The organism is Mycobacterium timonense, from assembly GCF_025821985.1.
Lineage (GTDB): Bacteria > Actinomycetota > Actinomycetes > Mycobacteriales > Mycobacteriaceae > Mycobacterium > Mycobacterium avium.
In genome coordinates this window covers 58,214-76,493 of record NZ_JACKSY010000115.1, presented here as the reverse complement: position 1 = coordinate 76,493, position 18,280 = coordinate 58,214, and the positions used below count along the sequence as shown (strand labels likewise).

The 18,280-nt window shown below is 73.3% G+C and carries 17 protein-coding genes; 12 read left to right on the top strand and 5 right to left on the bottom strand.

Translation table 11 applies throughout. From position 1 onward, the window contains the following. Window positions 1-5: 5 nt before the first annotated feature. Window positions 6-566, top strand: a complete 561-nt coding sequence (gene rplQ, locus H7I87_RS27960; protein WP_009978951.1) for a 50S ribosomal protein L17 — start codon at window positions 6-8, stop codon at window positions 564-566. Continuing rightward, on the top strand, window positions 562-1,404 hold the full coding sequence (gene truA, locus H7I87_RS27955) for a tRNA pseudouridine(38-40) synthase TruA (RefSeq protein ID WP_075362335.1): 843 nt from the start codon (window positions 562-564) through the stop codon (window positions 1,402-1,404). Before rplQ ends, truA begins: the two co-directional genes overlap by 5 nt. Here the strand turns inward: truA and H7I87_RS27950 are convergent. Both H7I87_RS27950 and H7I87_RS27945 read right to left on the bottom strand, forming a co-directional pair. Further along, window positions 1,401-2,021 carry a cutinase family protein gene (locus H7I87_RS27950; protein WP_011726052.1) on the bottom strand — a complete coding sequence of 207 codons (621 nt, stop codon included), beginning with the start codon at window positions 2,019-2,021 and terminating at the stop codon, window positions 1,401-1,403. The genes truA and H7I87_RS27950 overlap by 4 nt on opposite strands. Before the next feature lie 57 nt (window positions 2,022-2,078). Further along, complete coding sequence (locus H7I87_RS27945; protein ID WP_009978946.1) at window positions 2,079-2,948, bottom strand: cutinase family protein; 870 nt, start codon at window positions 2,946-2,948, stop codon at window positions 2,079-2,081. A 118-nt stretch (window positions 2,949-3,066) separates the two neighbouring features. Between H7I87_RS27945 and eccB the strand changes: the two genes are divergently transcribed. After that, the gene (eccB, locus tag H7I87_RS27940; protein WP_011726051.1) at window positions 3,067-4,440 is read left to right on the top strand and encodes a type VII secretion protein EccB; all 1,374 of its coding nucleotides are present in this window, start codon (window positions 3,067-3,069) and stop codon (window positions 4,438-4,440) included. Here eccB and mycP4 read toward each other — a convergent pair. Further along, the gene (mycP4, locus tag H7I87_RS27935; RefSeq protein ID WP_031348252.1) at window positions 4,405-5,703 is read right to left on the bottom strand and encodes a type VII secretion system ESX-4 serine protease mycosin MycP4; all 1,299 of its coding nucleotides are present in this window, start codon (window positions 5,701-5,703) and stop codon (window positions 4,405-4,407) included. The two genes, eccB and mycP4, sit on opposite strands and share 36 nt — an antisense overlap. Then, window positions 5,700-7,061, bottom strand: coding sequence for a type VII secretion integral membrane protein EccD (gene eccD / locus H7I87_RS27930; RefSeq protein ID WP_023862250.1), 1,362 nt, complete (start codon window positions 7,059-7,061; stop codon window positions 5,700-5,702). Before eccD ends, mycP4 begins: the two co-directional genes overlap by 4 nt. A 123-nt stretch (window positions 7,062-7,184) precedes the next feature. Here eccD and eccCb point away from each other — a divergent pair, with 123 nt between their 5' ends. The 9 genes from eccCb (at window position 7,185) to H7I87_RS27885 (ending at window position 17,231) form a co-directional block, all read left to right on the top strand. Beyond that, a complete protein-coding gene (gene eccCb / locus H7I87_RS27925) occupies window positions 7,185-10,778 on the top strand; it encodes a type VII secretion protein EccCb (protein WP_023862251.1) in 3,594 nt (1,197 codons plus the stop codon). Continuing rightward, window positions 10,775-11,992 carry a type VII secretion-associated protein gene (locus tag H7I87_RS27920; protein ID WP_033712919.1) on the top strand — a complete coding sequence of 406 codons (1,218 nt, stop codon included), beginning with the start codon at window positions 10,775-10,777 and terminating at the stop codon, window positions 11,990-11,992. The genes eccCb and H7I87_RS27920 overlap by 4 nt, the downstream gene beginning before the upstream one ends. A gap of 47 nt (window positions 11,993-12,039) precedes the next feature. After that, window positions 12,040-12,357 (top strand): WXG100 family type VII secretion target, encoded by a 318-nt coding sequence (locus H7I87_RS27915; RefSeq protein ID WP_009978933.1) that lies wholly within the window; start codon window positions 12,040-12,042, stop codon window positions 12,355-12,357. 15 nt (window positions 12,358-12,372) lie between these two features. Continuing rightward, window positions 12,373-12,669, top strand: a complete 297-nt coding sequence (locus H7I87_RS27910; RefSeq protein ID WP_003873432.1) for a WXG100 family type VII secretion target — start codon at window positions 12,373-12,375, stop codon at window positions 12,667-12,669. Window positions 12,670-12,891: 222 nt separating this feature from the next. After that, a complete protein-coding gene (gene rplM, locus H7I87_RS27905; protein ID WP_003873431.1) occupies window positions 12,892-13,335 on the top strand; it encodes a 50S ribosomal protein L13 in 444 nt (147 codons plus the stop codon). Then, the gene (gene rpsI / locus H7I87_RS27900; RefSeq protein WP_009978929.1) at window positions 13,332-13,832 is read left to right on the top strand and encodes a 30S ribosomal protein S9; all 501 of its coding nucleotides are present in this window, start codon (window positions 13,332-13,334) and stop codon (window positions 13,830-13,832) included. The genes rplM and rpsI overlap by 4 nt, the downstream gene beginning before the upstream one ends. Before the next feature lie 162 nt (window positions 13,833-13,994). After that, a complete protein-coding gene (gene glmM / locus H7I87_RS27895; RefSeq protein ID WP_023862253.1) occupies window positions 13,995-15,329 on the top strand; it encodes a phosphoglucosamine mutase in 1,335 nt (444 codons plus the stop codon). A gap of 48 nt (window positions 15,330-15,377) precedes the next feature. Continuing rightward, window positions 15,378-15,707 (top strand): hypothetical protein, encoded by a 330-nt coding sequence (locus H7I87_RS27890; RefSeq protein WP_003873428.1) that lies wholly within the window; start codon window positions 15,378-15,380, stop codon window positions 15,705-15,707. Window positions 15,708-15,710: 3 nt separating this feature from the next. After that, window positions 15,711-17,231, top strand: a complete 1,521-nt coding sequence (locus H7I87_RS27885) for a hypothetical protein (RefSeq protein WP_084042425.1) — start codon at window positions 15,711-15,713, stop codon at window positions 17,229-17,231. A 4-nt stretch (window positions 17,232-17,235) separates the two neighbouring features. Here H7I87_RS27885 and H7I87_RS27880 read toward each other — a convergent pair whose 3' ends face one another. Further along, window positions 17,236-18,276 carry an LLM class F420-dependent oxidoreductase gene (locus H7I87_RS27880; RefSeq protein WP_009978922.1) on the bottom strand — a complete coding sequence of 347 codons (1,041 nt, stop codon included), beginning with the start codon at window positions 18,274-18,276 and terminating at the stop codon, window positions 17,236-17,238. Between the last annotated feature and the right edge of the window lie 4 nt (window positions 18,277-18,280).

Here is an 18,280-nt window from a genome sequence, read left to right as displayed (position 1 = left end):
CAGCAATGCCCAAGCCCACCAAGGGGCCTCGCCTCGGCGGGTCGTCTTCGCACCAGAAGGCCCTTCTGGCCAACCTGGCCACCTCGCTGTTCGAGCACGGCCGGATCAAGACGACCGAGCCCAAGGCGCGTGCGCTGCGTCCGTATGCGGAGAAGCTGATCACGCACGCGAAAAAGGGTGCGCTGCACAACCGCCGCGAGGTGCTCAAGAAGATCCGCGACAAGGACGTGGTGCACGTCCTGTTCGAGGAGATCGGCCCGTTCTTCGCCGACCGCAACGGCGGCTACACCCGCATCATCAAGGTCGAGCCGCGCAAGGGCGACAACGCTCCGATGGCCGTGATCGAGCTGGTGCGGGAGAAGACGGTCACCTCGGAGGCCGACCGGGCGCGCCGGGTGAAGGCCTCGAAGAAGGCCCCGGAGGCCGCGGCGGCGGCGCCGCAGGCGGCGGTCGAGCCGGAAGCGGTCGAGGCCGCGCCGGCGCCGGACGCACCGGAAGCCGCGCCGGAAGCGGAGGCCGCGGCGCCGCAGCCGGCGGACGAGGCCGAAGGGTCCAGCGAGGATTAGCGAGGACGTCCGTCTGCGGCTCGATATCGCCTATGACGGAACAGGTTTCGCGGGCTGGGCTACTCAGTCCGGCCAGCGGACCGTGGCCGGGGTGCTCGACGAGGCGCTGACGACCGTCTTCCGCACGCCGGTGCGGTTGCGCGCCGCGGGCCGCACCGACGCGGGGGTGCACGCCACCGGGCAGGTCGCTCATCTCGACGTGCCGGGCACCGCGCTGCCGAACGCCTACCCGCGCGCACCGCACGTCGGCGAAGCCGAATTCGGGCCGCTGCTGCGCCGGCTGGGCCGGTTCCTGCCCACCGACGTCCGCGTCGTCGACATCACCCGCGCGCCAGCGGGTTTCGACGCCCGGTTCTCGGCGCTGCGGCGCCACTACGTCTACCGGCTCTCGACGGCCCCGTGGGGTGTGCTGCCGCAGCAGGCCCGCTACGTCACCGCCTGGCCCCGCCCCCTGGACGTCGAGGCGATGGCCGCCGCGTCGCGAGACCTGTTGGGGCTGCACGACTTCGCCGCGTTCTGCCGTCACCGCGAGAACGCCACCACCATCCGCGACCTGCAGCGCCTGGACTGGACCCGCGACGGCGACCTGATCATTGCGAGGGTCAGCGCCGACGCGTTCTGCTGGTCGATGGTGCGCTCCCTGGTCGGGGCGCTGCTGGCGGTCGGGGAGAACCGGCGGCCGGTGTCCTGGTGTCGCGAATTGCTCAGCGCCACAAACCGATCCAGTGACTACGCCACCGCACCGGCGCACGGGCTGACCCTGGTCGGGGTCGACTACCCGCCGGATGACCAGCTGGCGGCGCGCAACCTGATCACCCGCGACGTGCGCTCGCGCTAGACCCGGGCGGCGACGAACCTGGCTGCCTGGTTGGTCAATCCGGGCACATAGCTCAGGTGCGACGCCCACTGGTAACCGCCCGAGCAGATCGGGTCGCCCGGGTTGCACAGGTCGATGGTCTTGCCGCTGAAATCCGGGGTCAGGGCGCTCATCAGGCGGCCGGCCCGGCCCGACGGATTCCCAAACAGGGCGACGGCGGCGACGTGATCGGCGGCCTGCGGCGGCAACGGGTTGCGAAAGCCCAGGCCCGGCACCGGTGCGGCGGTGACGATGTCGATGACGGCGGCGCCCTGCGAATACCCGCCCAGCACCAGTTTGGTGTTCGGGCAGTTGCCGGCCATCTGCTGGATGTGGTTACTGGCGTCGTTGGCGCCGTCCGCGGCGGCCAGGAAGTCCTTGTTGGCCGGATAGTTCACCCCATATGCGCCAACGCTTTTGCGGGTCTGCTCACGCAACGAGCTGACGAACGCGCCGCCCACCTTCCCCACCCCGGGCGGCTCGTCCGTTCCCCGGGCGAACACCACTTCAACGCCCGGACACGATGCCGACGCGAGCGGAATCAATTGGGGGGCAATCAAAACCGCTGCGCCCGCGAGCAGCCCGACGCCCAGCCCCACAGGGATAAGCCTCACACAGCGATGTTAGGGGCGCGTTGGTCGCGGGCCGGTAACGATTCAGACGAGAGGTGCTTGCGAAGGCGGCGTGCTCGGCACGGCCGGGGCCGGCGCCGTGCCGGGGCCGGGGGCGTTGTCGTGGATCGAGGGACCCGAACCCGGCGGGGTCTGGCCGTACACCGGTGACTGCTGGCCGTAGCCGGGCGACTGCGGGCCCGCACCCGGCACCGACGGCCCGTAGCCGGGCACCGACTGGCCCGCGCCCATCAGCTTGGAGGCGACGAACGCCGCCGCCTGCGTGGTGTACACGGGGACATAGCCCTCGGTGTGCCCGCTCCACTCGTTGCCGGGGCCGGCGTGGCAGATCGGGTCGTTGGGGTTGCACAGGTCGATGGCCTTGGAGCCCAGCAGCGCGCTCTGGCTGGGCAGCGTGCCGCCGGCGCGGTCGGCGACGTCGCCGAACGTGGCCACGGCCGCGACGTGACTGGCCAGATCCGGGGTGATCGAGCTGCCCCAGTTAATGCCGCCGATGGGCACGCCGGCCACGATGTCCATCACCGAGGCGCCCTGCGAGTAGCCGCCCAACACGATCTTGGTGTTGGGGCACTTCTGCACCGCTTGCTTGATCCGGTTGATGGTGTCGTTGGCGCCGTCGCCGCCGTGCAGCTGCAGCTTGCTGGCGGCATAGTTGACCCCGTAGGTGTCGATGTTCAACCCACTGGTCTGCTGGCGCAGCGATTCGACGAAGGCGTCGCCGACCCGGCCCATGCCGGGGGGCTCGTTGGTGCCGCGGGCGAAGATGACCTCGACGTCGGGGCAATCGTCGGCGGAGGCCACCGGGACCGCGGCCGGGGCGCCGAGCAGGCCGGCGGCGGTGATCAGCGCCGATGAGCCCAGACCGAGGAGTCGGCCGATCCGGTGAGTTTTCACCGGGCAATTTTACCCAAATCGCGGCCCGGCGAAACTCCCGCGACCTGTGGATAACCGCTTCGGCGGCGCCGCCCGGCGGCCTAGCGTGTGCGCAACGGATTCGCGGGGAAGGGGAGCAGTGCCGCGTCGGCCCACCACGTGGCTGCAGGTCAGCGCGTACCGGTACCTGTCGCGCCGGCTGGAATGCGCGTTGCTGGGTCAGGACCCGGCCGCGGCCGGCATGCGTGCCCGCGGCCAGCCCGCGGCGCTGGCGGCGGGGGCGGTGCTGACGGCGGCCGCGCTGGCCGCAGCGACGCTGCTGGGTTTGCTGCGCCCGCACGTCGCGCTGGACGGGGCGCGGGTCGTGCTGGCCCGGGATTCCGGTGCCCTGTTCGTCCGGGTCGGCGACACCTGGCATCCGGTGCTCAACCTGGCCTCGGCGCGGCTCATCGCCGCGTCGGCCGTCGATCCGCTCACCATCCGCCAGGCCGACCTGGACGGCAGCAAACGCGGTCCGCTGCTGGGCATTCCGGGCGCGCCCGCGTTCCTCGGCCGGCCGCTGGCAGCGGCGGACACGGCGTGGTCGTTGTGCGACAGCGACGGCGCCGGCGCAACCACGACGATCCTGCTCGGCCGCCCGGACGCCGCCTCGATGCGCGTGCTGGGCGGCGGGCAGGCCATGCTGGTCGCGGCCGCCGCGGGTTCGCCGGCCTACCTGCTGCACGACGGCCACCGGGCCCGGGTGGACCTGGCCGACGCCGCGGTGGTGCGGACGCTGCGGCTCGAGGGCCGGGCGCCGCGGCTCGTCTCGCAGTCGTTGCTGGAGGCCGTGCCGGAGGCGGCGCCGATCGCGGTTCCGCGGATACCCGGCCTGGGCGGCGCGGCGCCGGGGCTGCCGGGATTCGCGATCGGCACTGTGCTTCGCATCATCCGCGCCGACGGTGACGAGTATTACGCGGTGCTGGCCGGCGGCGTGCAGCGCATCGGCCGGGTGGCCGCCGACCTGCTGCGGCTCAGCAACCCGCAGGGCGGCGCCGACGCCGTGACCGTCGCACCCGACGCACTGCGCACCGCCCCGGTGGTCGCGGCGCTGCCGGTGGCCGGCTTCCCCGACCGGGCGCCGGCCGTGTCGGAGCCGGCCGCCACGATCTGCGCCGGCTGGGGAGACGCCCGTTCCGTCGCGTTCCTGACCGGGGCGGCGGTTCCGGTGCCGCCCGGTCGGGCGCCGGTGACCCTGGCGCAGGCCGACGGCCGCGGACCCGCGCTGGACGCGGTGTACCTGCCGCCCGGCCGCAGCGCCTACGTACGGGCCGGTGCGAACGCCGGCACCCGCTACCTGATCACCGACACCGGGGTCCGGTTCGCCGTGCCCGACGACGACGCCGCGGCCGACCTGGGTCTGGGGCAGCCGAGCCCGGCGCCGTGGCCGCTGCTCACCCTGCTGCCGGCCGGGCCGGAGTTGAGCAGACCGAACGCCTCAGTCGCCCGCGACACCGTCGCGGGTGCGCCGTAGCCGGGCCCGGACCGCCCCGGCGGCCGCGGCGAGCGTCAGCGCGACAAGGCAGAACGCGGCTCCGCGCACCGCGACGTCCGGGGCGCGCGAATCACGGGCGGGCGCCGGCGGCGGGGCCGCGATCGGCACCGCCGCGGCTCTGGGGGCGGGCGGCGGCGCGCCCGTCTCCGCGCTGACCGCGGCGAGCGGGTCGACGGTGCCGTGCCCGACCAGGGGATCCCACCCGGCGGGCGGATGATGCGCCGTCGCCTCGATGCGCTGCATCACCTGGCGCGCGGTCAGCGCGGGGAAGCGGGCCCGGATCAGCGCGGCCAGCCCGCTCACCACCGGGGCGGCATAGCTGGTGCCGGACACCGGTTCGGGCGCCAGCGACGTCACCGCCTCGCCGGGCGCCGCGACGTCCACCCACGGGCCGGCCAGGCTGAACGTCGACGGGGCTCCGTCGGCGTTCACCGAACCGACGGTCAGCACGTAGTCGTCGTACCAGGCGGGGCTGACGGCGACGGTGATCGTCTGCCAGGTGGCATCCGGCCGCTGCGGCGGGCATTGCCCCGGGCCGCCGGTGTTGCCGGCGGCGGCCACCACGACCGCGTTCTTGACGTCGACGGCGTAGGCCAGCGCGGCGCCCAGCGCCCGGTCGTCGGGCGCCGAGACCACCGGCGCGCAGGCCACCGAGGAGATGTTGATCACCGACGCGCCGAGATCGGCCGCGGTGCGAACGGCTTTGGCCAGGGTGTCGACGTCGCCGACCCCGCCGCCCGACCGGTTGCCGGCGGGCCCGAACTTCGCGCTGGACTGGCGGATGCTGATCAGCGTCGCCTCCGGTGCGATGCCGCTGAATTCGTCGGACTTGGGATCGGCTGCGGCGGCGATGATTCCGGCGACCAGCGTGCCGTGCGCGTCGCAGTCCTGGATGCCGTCGCCGGTGGACACGTAGTCGCCGCCGGGCACCACTGCGGGCAGCCGGCGGTGCCGTGCGACCCCGGTGTCGATGACCGCGACGCGCTGGCCGGTGCCGCGGCTGAGCTGCCACACCGCCGACAGGTCCGACCCGCCCGCCGGGCCGCGCCGGCCCGGGCCCGAGTCGGCGGTCAGCGTCGCGCACACCTCGCGCTGCGCGGTCGGCCACGGCGGCGCCGGCCGGGCCGGCTTCGGCAACCACTTGTCGTCGACGGCCGGCGGCGAAACCGCGTGCGCGGGAGGGGTTTCGAACACCGGAAGCATCGTCAGCGCCGAAACCGCCAGCAGCCGCACGACCCTCACCCGAGCGTCAGTCCCCGAACCGTGCCGTACAGCCCGGCGATCCAGCAGGTGAGCGGCACCAGGGCGGCCAGCGCCAGCCACTCCAGCAGGTCGGCCGCCCGGCTCAGCACCGGCGAGCAGGTTCGGGCCGCGCAGCCGAGGTACAGCGCCGCGGCGACCAGCGTCGCCGTCGTCGCCGCCACCCAGGGGCCGGGCAGCGGTGCGCTCCAGGCCGCGACACCGAATGTCGTTGCGGTGGTGACGATTCCACCGGCGGCGAAGACCAGAGCCCGGGTGCCGTCACCGCCACGCGAGCGCAGCAGCAACAGCGCGCCGGTGCCGGTTCCGAACGCCAGGCAGCACAGCCGGGGCGCGCCGGCCAGCACGGTGACGGCGGCGCCGACGGTGGCCGACGACGACAACCCGGCCAGCAGGCCGGTCAACCACCGGTCGGCGCGGCGCGCGCGGGCGGACACCCACGCCTCGCCGGGCTCGGGACCGCCGGCTGGTGCGGTGGCCGGCCGGGGCGACAGCCCCGCCAGTGCGAGCGACGCGCGGGCCGCCATCCCGAGCAGGCACAGCGACACCAGCCCGGCCGCCGAGGCGACGGCCGGCAGCGGCGCGCCGCTGAGCACGCCGGCCAGCGCGGCGGTGGCGAGGATCAGGCACCAGCAGGCGAGCGCGAGCAACCCGGCGCCGCAACCCGACAGCCCGATCGCCGACACCGCGGCGAGGCCCGCGGCCGCCGCGGCCAGCAACACGTGGGAAAGGCTCGGCGCGCCGGGCACCGCCACGAAACCGGCCAGCCCCGCGAACACGGTGGCGATCGCGCCGAGCGCCAGGGCGGCGCCCGGGTCCCGATAGCCGCGGTGCGCGACCGCGGCCGCCCCCAGCGTCAGCAGGGTGGTCGATACCAGCACCGCGACCGTACCGCCGGAATCGGGAACAACGCTGGCGCTGAACGTGTTTCGCACCAGCTGCAGCCCGCCCGCCGCGACGAAGGACGCGGCCGCCGCCGCGCCCGCGACCCGCCGGACCGCAACATCCGGCCGGGCCGTCGCATCGAGCGCGGCCGACACGGTGTCGGCGATGTCGCGGTAGCGCGGTGCGGGCAGCGGCACGTCGATCCGGCTCAGCACCAGGATCGCGCCGTCGCCGATGTGGTTGTGCGCCAACGTCGTCGACGGATCCAGCGCGGCGGCGCCCGGGGCCGACAACCGGTAGCGCCCGGCGCCGCCGTCGCCGGCCCCGAGCATGTCGACGAGCGACGGAATCAGCTCCGCGACAGCGATTTCGGCGGGCAGGGACACGTCGACGGCCTGGGTTTCCCAGTGCACACTGACCCGGCACAGCCCGGTAGTCGATACGGCCAACGCCACTCTCCTTCGCTCGGATTGCGCAGAACATAGCCGGGTCTCGGCGCCCCGGTATTCGGCTGTCCACAGGTGAGTTGCCGCCGATTCCGGTGCTCCCTACCGTCGTCGGCCGGGAGGGGATGCGCGATGACCCAGGCCGACATCGTTGTCGAGGCTCCGCCGGAACTGCCGGCGCCGGAGTCGACGGGCCTGCCGGCCCGCCTGCTGCCGGTGGCGCTGTCGGTGGCCGGCATGGGCGTCATGACGGTCGTGTTCGCCTCGGGTGGCGCGGCGGGCCGCCAGCCCGCGTTCCTGGCGTTCCCGGCGGCGATGCTGGTTTCGACGGTGGCGGCGGCGCTGATCGGTCGGAGCCGCCGCGGGGGCGGCGGACTCGACGCCGATCGCGGCCGGTATCTGGAATACCTGAATCAGCTCGGGCGGTCCGTCTCCGAGATCGCCGCGGCGCAGTGCGCGTCCGCGCTGCGCGACCATCCCGATCCCGACACGCTGTGGACGCTGATCGGCGGCCCCCGAATGTGGCGGCGCCGACCAACCGACCCCGACTTCTGCGTCGTGCGGGTCGGGATGGGTGTCCTGCCGCTGGCCCGTCGCGTGGTGGCCCCGCCCGTGCCCGCCGAGGAGGTTCGCGATCCGGTCACCGCGACGGCGTTGCGCCGCTTCCTGCATACCCATGCGACGGTGCCGGGCCCGGTCACCGTCGACCTGGGTGCGGGTTCGCCGGTGATGATCGACGGCGATGTCGGTGCCGCGCGTGCCGTGCTGCGCGCCGTGGTCTGCCAGCTCGCCGTGCTGCATGCGCCCGATCGGGTGGGCATCGCGGCCGTGGTCGGCGACGGCGATCGCGCGCACTGGGATTGGCTGAAATGGCTGCCGCACAACCGGCATCCCACACACGACGATGCGCTGGGCCCGATGCGGATGGTGTATTCGACTGCGGCGCAAGCACAACAGGCACTTGCCGGCCTGCCGGTGGCGCGGCTGGTGCTGGTCGCCGAGCGGGCCGTCGCACCGATCGCCGGTGCCACCGTGATCGCGATCGGCGCGGGTGACGACGGCGCGCCGGTGACGATCCGCACCGCCGCCGGCACGGTGTCGCCGTCGCGCCCGGACCGGATGACCGCCGCTGACGCCCTGACGTGTGCGCGCAGGCTGGCCGGGCAGCGGGTGACCGCCGGCGATGGCGACGGCGGCTGGCCGGGACTGGTCGGGCTGGCCGATGTGAGTGGTTTCGACCCGGCGACGCTGTGGGGCCGGCAAACCGGGCGCGACCGGCTCCGAGCTCCGCTCGGCGTCGCCGCCGACGGCACGCCGGTCGAGCTCGACATCAAAGAGCCCGCCGAACACGGGATGGGCCCGCACGGGCTGTGTGTCGGCGCCACCGGTTCGGGCAAGTCGGAGCTCCTGCGCACGATCGCGCTGGGCATGATGGCCCGCAACTCGCCGGATGTGCTCAACCTGCTGCTCGTCGACTTCAAGGGCGGCGCAACGTTTCTCGACTACGCGAACGCCCCGCACGTCGCCGCGGTGATCACCAACCTCGCCGACGACGCCCCGCTGGTGGCCCGGATGCGAGCCGCGCTGGCCGGGGAGATGAACCGCCGCCAGGAGGCGCTGCGAACGGCGGGCTGCGACAGCGTCGCCGCCTACCAACGCGCGCGCCGGAGCGCCGCCGCGCTGCCGGCGCTGCCCACCCTGTTCGTGATCGTCGACGAGTTCTCCGAATTGCTCAGCCAGCAACCGGATTTCGCCGACACCTTCGTGGCGATCGGCCGGCTCGGCCGGTCGCTGGGCATCCACCTGCTGCTGGCCAGCCAACGCCTGGACGAGGGCCGGCTGCGCGGACTGGACGCGCACCTGTCCTACCGGCTGTGCCTGAAAACCCTGTCCGAAGCCGAATCCCGCGCCGTGCTGGGCAATCTCGACGCCTACCACCTGCCCACCGATCCCGGCGCCGGCTACCTGCGGGTCGGCGCCGGCGCACCGATCCGCTTCCAGGCCGCTCTGGTGTCCGGGCCGCTGCGCCCGGACACCGCCCCGCGGCCGCCGGCAATGGTGCGGGTGTTTGGCACCCGGGTGGTCGGCCCGGTCAGCCGCCCGGTCGAGGCGGCCCACCCGTCCGGGCGCAGCATCTCCGCTGCGGCGCTGGACCGGCTGGCCGGCCACGGCCCGGCCGCGCACCGGGTGTGGCTGCCCCCGCTGGGCCGGCCGCCGGAACTGCGCACCCTGCTGGGCGGCGCCGCGGACCTGACCGTGCCCGTCGGCCTTGTCGACCGCCCCTTCGAGCAATGCCGGACCCCGCTGATCGTCGACCTGTCCGGTGCCGCAGGCAATGTCGCGGTCGTCGGCGCACCGCGATCGGGCAAGTCGACGGCGCTGCGCACCCTGATCACCGCCCTGGCGGCGACGCACGATCCGGCCCGCGTGCAGTTCTACTGCCTGGACTTCGGCGGCGGTGCCCTGTCGTCGCTGCACACGCTGCCGCACGTCGGCGCGGTCGCCGGCCGGGCCGAACCGCGCCGCGTCGGGCGGATCGTCGCCGAATGCGAGGCGGTGGTGGGCCGCCGCGAAGCGTTCTTCGGCGAGCACGCCATCGCCTCGATCGCCGACTACCGGCAGCGGCGCCCCGGCAGCGATCCGTTCGGCGACGTCTTTCTGGTGATCGACGGCTGGGCCGTGCTGCGCCGCGACTTCGAGACGCTGGAGGCATCGATCATCGCCCTTGCCGGACAAGGTCTTTCGTTCGGTGTGCACCTGGTGTTGTCGGCGTCGCGCTGGGCCGACATCAGACCCGCGCTGCGCGATCAGATCGGCACCCGCATCGAGCTGCGGCTCGGCGACCCGGCCGACTCCGAGATCGACCGCAGGGCCGCCGCGCACGTGCCGCGCGACAGCCCGGGCCGCGGCCTGTCCCACGACGGGCTGCACATGGTGATCGCCTCACCCGTCGCCGACGTCGCCGCAGGCGAATCGGTGGCGCCGCCGATACCGCTGCTGCCGGCGCGGGTGGACCTCGACGCCGTGCGGCGCGGATCCGGCGACGAATTCGCCGGCCGCCCGCTGCTCGGCCTGCAGGAACGCCAACTGCAGCCTCTGGCAATCGATTTCGCGCGGGAATCGCACCTGCTGATCCTCGGCGCCAACGGCTGCGGCAAGACCGCCGCGCTGCGCACCCTGTGCCGCGAACTCGTCCGGACCAACACCGCCGCGCAAGCCCAGCTGGTGATCGTCGACTTCCGGCGGGCGCTGCTCGGCATCGTCGAGTCCGAACAGCTGCGCGGATACGCCATGTCGCCGGCCGCGCTGACCGCGCTGTTGCCCGGCCTGCTCGACCTGCTGAGCGGCCGGATGCCGCCTCCCGACGCCAGCCAGGCCCAGCTGCGGGCAGGGTCGTGGTGGAGCGGGCCGGACGTCTACGTCGTGGTCGACGACTACGACCTGGTGGCCTCGCCGTCCGGCAACCTGCTGGCGCCGCTCGTCGAATTCCTGCCGTACGCAAGCGAATTGGGTTTGCACCTGATCATCGCGCGGCGCAGCGGCGGCGCCGAGCGGGCGATGTTCGAGCCGCTGCTGGCGGGCCTGCGTGACCTCGGCTGCATGTCGCTGACGATGAGCGAGGCGGCGCCGTTCGCTGCCGCCCCGCCGCTGCCCCCGGGCCGCGGCGTGCTGACCACCCGGGCCGGCGCCGACGAACTCGTCCAGGTGGCCTGGAGCCCATCGTGAGTCCACACCGGGCCGTGGTCGAGACCGGACCCGCCACGATCCGCCGATTGTGTTGCGGCACAAGAACACCGGCGGACCGGGAGGTGATCGAGGCGGCGCTGGACGCGATCGACGACCCCGTCGCGCTGGTGGGGGAGCGGCCGGTGGCCGTCGAGGCGTTGTGGAAAACCGCGCTGCGGTCCGCGTGCTGTGCTTGCGACGGCGCGGTCGTCGTGCATCCGTCCTGGTGGCCGCCGGCGCGGGTGCGGACGGTGAGCGCGGCCGCCGCGACCCTGGCCGGCGAGGCGCGCGCCCGGCCCCGGTCATGGCTGCTGGCCCGCGCGTCCCGCGCCGCGCCGGAGGACACCGTCGTGGTCGAGGTCGCCGAGCGGGTGGTGGCCATCTGCAAGCCTGCACCCGCGACCGTCACGGCCGTCCCGCGCACCGCCCCGCCGCGATCGGTGGCCGACGGCGTCGCCCGTGCCGTCGCGAGCCTGGCGCCGGCGGTCGTGCTGATCGACCTCCCGGACCCGATCGCCGGGGCGGCCGAGCTGGGCCCGCTCGTCGCCGACGCGCTGCGCGGGCGGATCCGCGCAGAGATGGTGCACATCAACGACATTCGGCTGGCCCGGCTGGCGTGCTCGGCGTCGGACGGTGACGACGCCCCCGCGGGCCCCGACCGCAGCGCGGCGGCGCCCGCCCGATCGCGGCCGCGCCTACTGAGCGGGCTCGGCGCGGCCGCCGTCATCGCCGCCGCGGCGGCCCCGCTCGCCATCACGGCCGCGCCGGATCGGGCCCGGCCCATGCCCGGGGCGTCCCTGGTCGAAGGGCGGGTGGCGCTGTCGGTGCCCAACGATTGGCCGACGCAACGGCTGGTCGGCGGACCGGGTTCGGCGCGGGTGCAGGTCACCTCGCCGACGGATCCCGAAGTGGCCCTGCACATCACCCAGTCGCCGGTCGTCGGTGAGACGCTCGGCGACACCGCGCGACGGTTGAAACAGGCGATCGACGCCGCACCCGCCGGGGTGTTCGTCGACTTCGACCCGACCGCAACCAGCGTCGGCCGCCCCGCGGTGACCTACCGCGAGATCCGCCCCGCCCACCAGGTGCGTTGGACGGTGCTGCTGGACGGCCCGGTGCGGATCAGCATCGGATGCCAGAGCCGGCCCGGCGCCGAGCACGCCGTCCGGGAGGCCTGCGAGCTGGCGGTGCGATCCGCCCACGCGATCGGATGACGAAAATTCCGCGGAACCGATCGAGCGCCCTGGGGGTCGAATCAGGTATGGCCACATCCAACACAGTGAGCACCGACTTCGACCTGATGCGCTCGGTGGCGGGCACCACCGACGCCCGCAACGAGGAGATCAGGGCGATGCTGCAGGCCTTCATCGGACGGATGAGCGGCGTGCCGCCCGCAGCATGGGGTGGGCTCGCGGCCGCCCGCTTCAAAGAGGTGATCGACCGCTGGAACGCCGAGTCGGTGCGGCTCTACCACGCGCTGCACGCCATCGCCGAGACCATCCGGCACAACGCGGCCACCCTGCAGGAGGCCGGGCAAAACCATGCAGACCACATCGCCGCCGCCGGCGGCAACCTGTAAGGGGGAGAGGATTCCGTGGACCCGACGCTGTCCTACAACTTCGGCGAAATCGAACACTCGGTGCGCCAGGAGATCCACACCACCTCGGCCCGCTTCAACGCCGCGCTGGACGAGCTGAGAGCGCGAATAGCCCCGCTGCAGCAGCTGTGGACCAGCGAGGCCGCCACCGCCTACCAGGCCGAGCAGCTGAAATGGCACCGGTCGGCGACGGCGCTCAACGAGATCTTGGTCCAGCTCGGCGACGCGGTCCGCGACGGGGCGGAGGAGGTGGCCGACGCCGACCGTCGGGCGGCCGGGGTCTGGGCGCGCTAGCGGCGCGCCCGTCAACGTCTGTGTGGTCCCGACGGAGGAGAGCCGTCGGGACCACACAGCCGTTTTGACCTGCGGGGACACCCGTCGGTAAGCTGCTCGGTTGGCGTGCGGTACGCCGGGGCCTCGGGTCAATGTCGGTCGCCGAGATCTCACCCCACCGCAAACGCCTGATCGGCACCCGGCTCGACCCGGGATCCACCTCGAGAAGAGAAGGTAAGCGCTGTGCCCACTTACGCGCCAAAGGCGGGTGACACCACCAGGTCGTGGTACGTCATCGACGCCACGGACGTGGTGCTTGGCCGTCTTGCCGTCGCGGCAGCCAACCTGCTGCGCGGCAAGCACAAGCCGACGTTCGCCCCCAACGTCGACGGCGGTGACTTCGTCATCGTCGTCAACGCCGACAAGGTCGCCTTCAGCGGCCAGAAGCTGGACAAGAAGCTGGCTTACCGCCACTCGGGGTACCCCGGCGGTCTGCGCAGCCGCACCATCGGCGAGCTGATGCAAAAGCACCCGGACCGGGTCGTGGCGGACGCGATCGTCGGCATGCTGCCCAAGAACAAGCTCAGCCGCCAGATCCAGCGCAAGCTCCGCGTCTACGCCGGACCGGAGCACCCGCACACCGCCCAGCAGCCCATTCCGTACGAGATCAAGCAGGTGGCCCAGTGACCGAAACGACCGAGGCCCTGGAGAACCCGGACAACCCGGACGCCGAGACCGCAGCCGCCGAGGTGACCGAGGCCCCGGTCGAGGCCGTCCCGGCGGAGTCCTACGTGTTCGAGCGGCCTATCCAGACCGTCGGCCGCCGCAAGGAGGCCGTGGTGCGGGTGCGGCTGGTGCCGGGCACCGGCAAGTTCAACCTCAACGGCCGCACCCTGGAGGGCTACTTCCCCAACAAGGTGCACCAGCAGCTGATCAAGGCCCCGCTGGTCACCGTGGACCGGGTGGACAGCTTCGACATCTACGCCCACCTGCACGGCGGCGGCCCCTCGGGGCAGGCCGGTGCGCTGCGGCTGGGCATCGCCCGGGCGCTGATCCTGGCCTCGCCGGACGACCGGCCCGCGCTGAAGAAGGCCGGCTTCCTGACCCGGGACCCGCGCGCCACCGAGCGCAAGAAGTACGGGCTGAAGAAGGCCCGCAAGGCGCCTCAGTACAGCAAGCGCTGATCAGCGGTCGCTTTCCGGCCACAACTTGGCATCGTCGATGGACAAGTTGTGGCCGGTTGCGGCGTGTCTGCGCCCGGACGCACCCCGTTTCGGCCACAGTTTCGGCCACAAGGAAACGGGCACGTTAGGTGCTAGCCCGTCAACTGTGAGAGGTTTGTCCGCATGGGTCGACTATTCGGCACCGACGGCGTGCGCGGGGTCGCCAATCGCGAGTTGACCGCTGAGCTGGCGCTGGCGCTGGGCGCCGCGGCGGCGCGGCAGCTGGCCAGCGGGTCCGCGCCGGGCCGGCGGGTCGCGGTGATCGGCCGCGATCCACGCGCCAGCGGCGAGATGCTGGAGGCCGCGGTGATCGCCGGGCTGACCAGTCAAGGCGTCGACGCGCTGCGGGTGGGGGTGCTGCCCACCCCCGCGGTGGCCTACCTGACCGGCGCCTACGACGCCGACTTCGGGGTGATGATCTCCGCGTCGCACAACCCGATGCCCGACAACGGCATCAAGATCTTCGGCCCCGGCGGCCACAAGCTCGACGACGGCACCGAGGACCGGATCGAAGCCCTGGTCGGGGACGCCGGGCCGCGGCCGGTCGGCGCGGGCATCGGCCGGGTGATCGACGCCGAGGACGCCGCCGACCGCTACCTGCGCCACCTGAGCAAGGCCAGCACGCTGCGCCTGGACGGGCTGACCGTGGTGGTCGACTGCGCGCACGGCGCGGCCTCCGCCGTGGCCCCGCGCGCCTACCGCGCGGCCGGCGCGCGGGTGATCGCGATCAACGCCGACCCCAACGGGCTCAACATCAACGACAACTGCGGGTCGACGCATCTGGATTCGCTGCGCGCCGCCGTCGTCGCCCACCGCGCCGACCTGGGCCTGGCGCACGACGGGGACGCCGACCGCTGCCTGGCCGTCGACGCCGACGGCAACTTGGTCGACGGCGACCACATCATGGTGGTGCTCGCGCTGGCGATGCGTGAGGCCGGCGAGCTGGCGTCCGACACGTTGGTGACCACCGTGATGAGCAACCTGGGACTGCACCTGGCGATGAGGTCGGCCGGAATCACGGTGCGCACCACCGGTGTCGGCGACCGCTACGTGGTCGAGGAGCTGCGCGCCGGTGACTACAGCCTGGGCGGTGAGCAGTCCGGGCACATCGTGATGCCCGCGCTGGGCTCGACCGGCGACGGCATCGTCACCGGGCTGCGGTTGATGACGCGCATGGCGCAGACCGGCTCGCCGCTGTCCGATCTGGCGTCGGCGATGCAGACGCTGCCCCAGGTGCTGATCAACGTGACGGTCGCCGACAAGGCCACCGCCGCCACCGCACCGTCGGTGCAGACCGCCGTCGGCCAGGCCGCGGCCGAACTGGGCGACACCGGCCGAATCCTGTTGCGCCCGAGCGGAACCGAGCCGATGATCCGCGTCATGGTGGAAGCACCCGAGAAAGACATCGCGCAGCGACTCGCCACCCGGGTCGCCGAGGCGGTCAGCGCCGCGCGCTGAGGCGCACCCGAACGGAACCCCGACGCGCCCGCGGGCGTCGGATTAGGCATGAAATCCCTTGGGGCAACACGGCCCGGCGCCGTTGCCCGTACCCAGATCGACGTGGCCGCCGCGCAGCGGGTGGCCAACCAATTCGCCGTGGCGGCCGAATTCCTCGACCGCGCGGTGACCGATCACCTGGCCCGGCTGGCGTTCGGCGGCGCGGTCGCCGGGCGGGCGCACACCGAGCGCGGCGACGCTCTGCACGTCGAGTTGCAGCGGCTGGCCGGGCAGGTGTCGCAATGGTCGCGGGCATCCGGTGAGATCGCCGCCGCGCTGCGGTCCAGCGCCGAGCGCTACGCCGACGCCGAGCTGTACGCCGCGGCGCGGATCGCGTAGCTCATGGCCGACCGGTTGGACGTCGCCGGGCGCCTCGCCCAGGGCCGGGCCGGCGTCGAGCACACCCAGACCTACGTGCAGGCCTGCCATGCGCTGGGCTACCAACATCCCGACCTGACGGCGCATCCCGCGCAGGTCCGCGAATGGTATGCGGGCGAGGACGGTCTCGACCTGCGCGCGCTCGACCGCGACTGCGCCGAGCTGCGGGCGGCGGGCGTGGTGGCAGCCGAGGCGCTGCGGCTGCAGCGCGCCCAGGTGGCCGAGCTGGCCGTGGCGTGGACGGGTGCGGGCGGCGAGGCGGCGGTGCAGCTGCTGCAGCGGCACTGCGACACCGCGGAGGCGCTCGCCACCGAGCTGCGCGCCGCCGCGCAGCGGTGTGAGTCGCTGCGCGACAACCTGTGGTATCTCATCGATGCCAAGGCGGCGACGGCCATCGCCGTGGATGACCGCACCCGCGCGCAGCGGCCGGAATGGCTGGCCGCCGCCGCCGCGGTGGCGGCGGGACAGCCGGACCGCGATGACGCCTACAATGTCATCCGTCAGCAGGTTATCCCCTACGTGGACAACGATATTCGCAACGAGTGGCTGCCGGCGATGCGCTCGGCCACCGACGGGGTGCAGACGTCCTACGCCATGGTGGTCGACAGGATGGCCGCCGCGCCCGCGGCGCGGTTCGAGTTCCCCGGTGATCTCGGGTCGGGATTGGTCCCGGTGCCGGCCACCCGGCCGCTGGTTGCCGCGCCCATGCCGCCGTTGGATGCCGAGCCCACGCTGCCGGATGCCGCGCCGACGCTGCCGTTGGATGCCGCGCCGACGCTGCCGGCCGCCGTGTCCGAACCCGCTGCTGCCGCAACGCTTCCCGCGGCCACCCCAACCCCCGCGGCCGCCCCAACCCCCGCGGCCGCCCCGCCCGCCACGGCCGCCCCAGCCGCGGACTGGGGCGCCGCGCTCGGCGACGTCGCCGGGATGCCCGCGGGTGACCTCGGTGGGCTCGCCGAAAGTGGGCTGGGCGGCGGACTCGGAAGTGGGCTCGGCGGGGGTGGGGGTCTGCTCGGGCTGGCCGGGAAGATCGTCGACGCGATGGGTGGTCTGCTCGGGTCGGTGGGCGACGGCCTGGACGGAGCGGACCCGTTCGGCGACCAGGATCCCTTGGACGACAACGCTTTTCACGGCGATCCTTTTCACGCCGATGACCCCGCCGACGCCAAGGACGCCGGCGATGACGCTGACGAGACGGCCGCCGACGAACCCGGCGCGCCGGATCGCCCCGCGCCCGCCGGCGAGGCCGAACCGAGCGGCGAGCCCGCTCCGAGCGGCGAGGCCGCGCCGACCGGTGAGCCGGCCCAACCCGTCGAGGCCACACCACCGGCCGCGCCGCCACCGGGCACGCCGCCGCCGGGCGAGCCACCGGCCGAGCCGCCGGCCGATCCGGGCCCGGCCCCTACCGCGGCCCAGCCCGCGCCGGAGCCGGGATCGACGCCGTGTCAGATTGCCGCAGACCAGCTTCCGCAGGCCGGACAGTGACCGGTCACGGCCGCAACTGCAGCGCCTGCTCGACGAAGCCCAGGGCCTCGTCCCGGTCGGCGGCCAGCGGGCTCAACAACAGCGTCGTCACCCCGGACTCGGCGAACGCGGCCATCCGTTCGGCGACGTATCCGCGCGGGCCCACCAGCGACATGCCCCGCACCAGCTCGTCGGGCACCAGGTCGATGGCCTGCTGTTTGCGGCCGGACAGGTACAGCTCCTGGATCCGGTCCGCGACCTCGCCGAACCCGTACCGGGTGGCCAGATTGTGGTAGAAATTGCGGCCTTTGGCGCCCATCCCGCCGATGTAGAGAGCCAGCTGCGGCTTGACCCAGGCCAGCCGCTGGTCGACGTCGTCGCCGATCGCCAGCGACGCGTGCACCATCACATCGAGTGGGCCCAGCGCCGGATCACGCTTGGCGGCACCGGCCGCCAACGCCTCACCCCAGATGGACCCGGCCTTGTCCGGAAGATAGAAAACCGGCTGCCAACCCTCGGCGATCTCGGCGGTGAGCTCCACATTCTTGGGCCCCAGCGCGGCAATGCTGATCGGAATCCGTTCGCGCACCGGGTGATTGATCAGATGCAGCGGCTTGCCCAGGCCCGTGCCGCGGTCCGGGGGCAGCGGCAGCTGGTAGTGCCTGCCGGCGTATTGCACGCGTTCGCGCCGCCACACCATGCGGCAGATCTCCACGATCTCGCGGGTGCGGCCGATCGGCGCGTCGAACGGGACGCCGTGGAACCCCTCGATCACCTGCGGGCCCGACGTGCCGATGCCCAGGCGGAATCGCCCGTCGGACACGTAATCCAGCCCCGCGGCCGTCATCGCCAACAGCGACGGCGTGCGGATGTAGAGCGGCAGCACCCCGGACGCCAGCTCGACGGTGCGGGTCTTGGCGGCCAGATAGCCCAGCTGGCTGATGGCGTCGAAGGAATACGCCTCGGCCACCACCGCGACCTCGATGCCGGCCTTCTCGAGTTCGACCACGCGGTCCACGGCCTCGTGAAAGTCACCCGAATAGTTAAGAGCGATGCCGATTCGCATCAAA

Excerpts from the sequence above, each read along its gene's own strand:
- rplQ (WP_009978951.1), top strand. The coding sequence starts at position 6 with ATGCCCAAGCCCACCAAGGGGCCTCGCCTCGGCGGGTCGTCTTCGCAC.
- eccCb (WP_023862251.1), top strand. The coding sequence starts at position 7,185 with ATGACCCAGGCCGACATCGTTGTCGAGGCTCCGCCGGAACTGCCGGCG.
- H7I87_RS27915 (WP_009978933.1), top strand. The coding sequence starts at position 12,040 with ATGGCCACATCCAACACAGTGAGCACCGACTTCGACCTGATGCGCTCG.
- glmM (WP_023862253.1), top strand. The coding sequence starts at position 13,995 with ATGGGTCGACTATTCGGCACCGACGGCGTGCGCGGGGTCGCCAATCGC.
- H7I87_RS27890 (WP_003873428.1), top strand. The coding sequence starts at position 15,378 with ATGAAATCCCTTGGGGCAACACGGCCCGGCGCCGTTGCCCGTACCCAG.
- H7I87_RS27885 (WP_084042425.1), top strand. The coding sequence starts at position 15,711 with ATGGCCGACCGGTTGGACGTCGCCGGGCGCCTCGCCCAGGGCCGGGCC.
- H7I87_RS27880 (WP_009978922.1), bottom strand. The coding sequence starts at position 18,276 with ATGCGAATCGGCATCGCTCTTAACTATTCGGGTGACTTTCACGAGGCC.